Source organism: Roseiarcus sp., from assembly GCF_052145395.1.
GTDB lineage: Bacteria > Pseudomonadota > Alphaproteobacteria > Rhizobiales > Beijerinckiaceae > Roseiarcus.
Genome location: NZ_JBKQOT010000310.1, coordinates 1 through 2,841, shown reverse-complemented (window position 1 = coordinate 2,841; position 2,841 = coordinate 1). Strand labels below are relative to the sequence as shown.

Here is a 2,841-nt window from a genome sequence, read left to right as displayed (position 1 = left end):
GGGCGAAGGCCCGCCTTTGCTCATGCTGCACGGCGGAGGGCCCGGCGCGACCGGCATGTCCAACTTTTCGCGCAACATCCCGACGCTGGCGGATCGATTTCGTGTGATCGCGCCCGACATGCCGGGCTACGGACGGTCATCCAAAGGCCTCGACCGCAAGGACCCGTTCGGCGAGCTTGCGCGGGCGATGCTCGGCCTTCTCGATGCGCTCGGCATCGAGAAGGCCCATCTCCTCGGCAATTCCCTTGGCGGCTCCTGCGCGCTGCGGCTGGCGCTCGAGGCGCCCGCGCGCGCCGATCGCTTGGTGCTGCTCGGGCCCGGCGGGATCGACACTAGCCGCCGGCCGCCGACAGACGGCCTTCTCCACCTGCTCGACTATTATTCCGGCGAAGGCCCTACCCGCGACAAATTCGAACAGTTCTTGCGCAAGGATCTGGTGTACGACGGCGCGGCGCTGCCCGACGCGCTGATCGCGACGCGCTATGCGGCGAGCATCGATCCCGAGGTCGTCGCGAACCCGCCGCTCGTGCGCCCGAAGGACCTGTCGGACGCCCGCGCTCTCGACCTTACGCTCGATCCGCGGCTGAGCGGCCTTGAGACCCCCACGCTTGTCCTGTGGGGCGTCGAGGATCGGGTCAATCCGGCAAGCGGCGGCCGCTCGCTGTAGGAGCGGATGCCGAACTGCGACCTCTATCTCTTCAGCCGCACCGGTCACTGGGTGCAGTGGGAGCGCGCGGCCCAGTTCAACGCGGCGACGATCGCCTTTCTCTCACAGTGAAACCGGCGGCGCTGCCTGCCGCTAAACGCAACGGAGCAATCATGAGCGCCACGACAAGTCAAACTCCGCCGCCGTCCGTCTACGGCGCCGTTCAACTCGGCTACGTCCTCGTCGATTCACCTCGTCTCGCCGACTGGAAACGGTTCGCCGCCGAGGGGATCGGGATGGCCATCGGCGAGACGACGCCGACGACCCTAGCTTTGCGGACCGATGCCCACGCCCGCCGTCTGATCGTTCGCATGAGCGCGAAGGAAGACATTGCGCTCGGCTGGCAGGTTGGAGGCCACGCCGCGCTGCAAACGATCCTCGCGCGCCTCGCCGCACGCAAGATCGTGGTCGAGGAGGTCGCGGGTGAGGAAGCGGCGCTGCGCGGCGTCGCAAAGTTCTGGCGCTTTCTCGGGCCCAAGCGTCAGGCGTTCGAATTGTTCACAGAGCCCGAGGTCGCACCGCCCGTGAAAACGCTGGTCAGCGCTTTCGTGACCGGCGAGCGGGGCCTCGGCCATGTCGCCATCACGACACGCAGACCGGCGGACATGATCGCGTTCTGGCGGGAGATCTTCGACGCGAAAATCTCCGACTACATCGAGGACCGCATCTCCGGCGTCGACCTTCATTTCACCTTTCTACGCGTCAATCCGCGCCATCACTCGATCGCTGTCGCCGCGACCAAAGGGATCGTGATCGACCCGTTTGCGACGAAAATCCAGCATCTCGAAATGCAGGCGGCGACGCTTGACGACATCGGCGCCGCCTACCGCCGCTGTCGCGGCTTGGGCTTCAAGATCGCGATGGCGGTTGGACAGCACCCCAACGATCGCGAGGTCTCGTTCTACGCCGTGACGCCGTCGGGGTTCTATTTCGAACTCGGCTGGTCATCCGAGGGTGACAGCGAAGCCGAGGCCTGGCCGCAGGTGACCCACCAAGGCATCAGCGTCTGGGGCCACAAACCTCAAGACCAGACGCTCGGCGACAAGCTCGCGCAGATCCGCAACGGCGTGACCTCGCTCTTGCGCACCGAATACTCGCCTTTCTGAACAAGAACAGCCTCTCCGAAGGAAACGCGCTATGGACACGCCTCAGGACCTCTATGACGTCGCAATCGTCGGGCTCGGCCCGACCGGGCTGACGCTCGCCCATCTGCTCGGCTGGCGCGGACTGCGCGTGCTAGCGCTCGAGCGCGAGCCGCAGTTCTACGGCAACGCCCGTGCTGTCTATACCGACGATGAATGCATGCGCATCTTTCAGGCCGCGGGCGTCGCGGCCGACGTCGAAGCCGACATGCTGCTCGACACGCCGGTGCAATGGGTGCTCGAGGACGGATCGGTGCTGGCCCAGCTCAGGCGCACCGGCCGTCCCTTCGGCTGGGCGCTCAGCAATTTCTTTTATCAGCCGTATCTCGAAGCCAAAATGGAGCGGTTGCTCGCCCGCTTTCCCAGCGTGACGGTCATGCGCGGTCGTGAGCTCGTCAATTTCGCTCAGGACGAAGACGGGGTCGTCGTCGAGCACGCCGCGAGCGCCGGCTCGCAGTACAGCCAGACGCCCGCCGCTGCACCTAAGCACTCCGAAAGCGCTCGCGTCCGGGCGCAATGGCTCGTCGCCTGCGACGGCGGCCGCAGCGGCGTCCGCAACAGCCTCGGAATCAAGATGGCCGGAAAAAGCTTTCCCGAGCCGTGGCTTGTGGTCGACATCAAGGCGACGGACGGCGAGGACTGCTTCCGTCACATGCCCTATTTCAACTTCCATTGCGATCCCAAGACACCGACAGTCTCGTGTCCGCAGCCGAACGGCCACCACCGGTTTGAGTTCCTGCTGATGCCCGATCAGACCAAGGAGCAAATGGAAGATCCGGCGATGGTCCGTTCGCTTCTCGCCCGGCATGTCGACGTCGACAAAGTGGAGGTGCTCCGGCGCCTCGTCTACACGTTCAACGCGCTCGTTGCCGAGCGTTGGCGGGAGGGAAGCGTGCTGCTCGCCGGCGACGCGGCGCATATGACGCCGCAGTTCATGGGGCAGGGGATGAGCTCGGGCGTCCGCGACGCGCACAATCTCGCCTGGAAGCTCGA

Annotated in this window: 4 protein-coding genes; all 4 read left to right on the top strand. The window is 65.5% G+C overall.

What is annotated here, in order from left to right; genetic code table 11:
- Positions 1-667 (top strand): alpha/beta fold hydrolase (locus tag ACLP25_RS10480; RefSeq protein ID WP_442469136.1); only part of this gene is annotated, 667 nt, incomplete at its 5' end.
- 6 nt (positions 668-673) lie between these two features.
- Positions 674-778, top strand: coding sequence for an alpha/beta fold hydrolase (locus tag ACLP25_RS10475; RefSeq protein ID WP_442469135.1), 105 nt, complete (start codon positions 674-676; stop codon positions 776-778).
- 41 nt (positions 779-819) lie between these two features.
- A complete protein-coding gene (locus ACLP25_RS10470; protein WP_442469134.1) occupies positions 820-1,812 on the top strand; it encodes a VOC family protein in 993 nt (330 codons plus the stop codon).
- Positions 1,813-1,843: 31 nt separating this feature from the next.
- Positions 1,844-2,841: FAD-dependent monooxygenase (locus tag ACLP25_RS10465; protein WP_442469133.1), on the top strand; the 998-nt coding region annotated here is incomplete at its 3' end.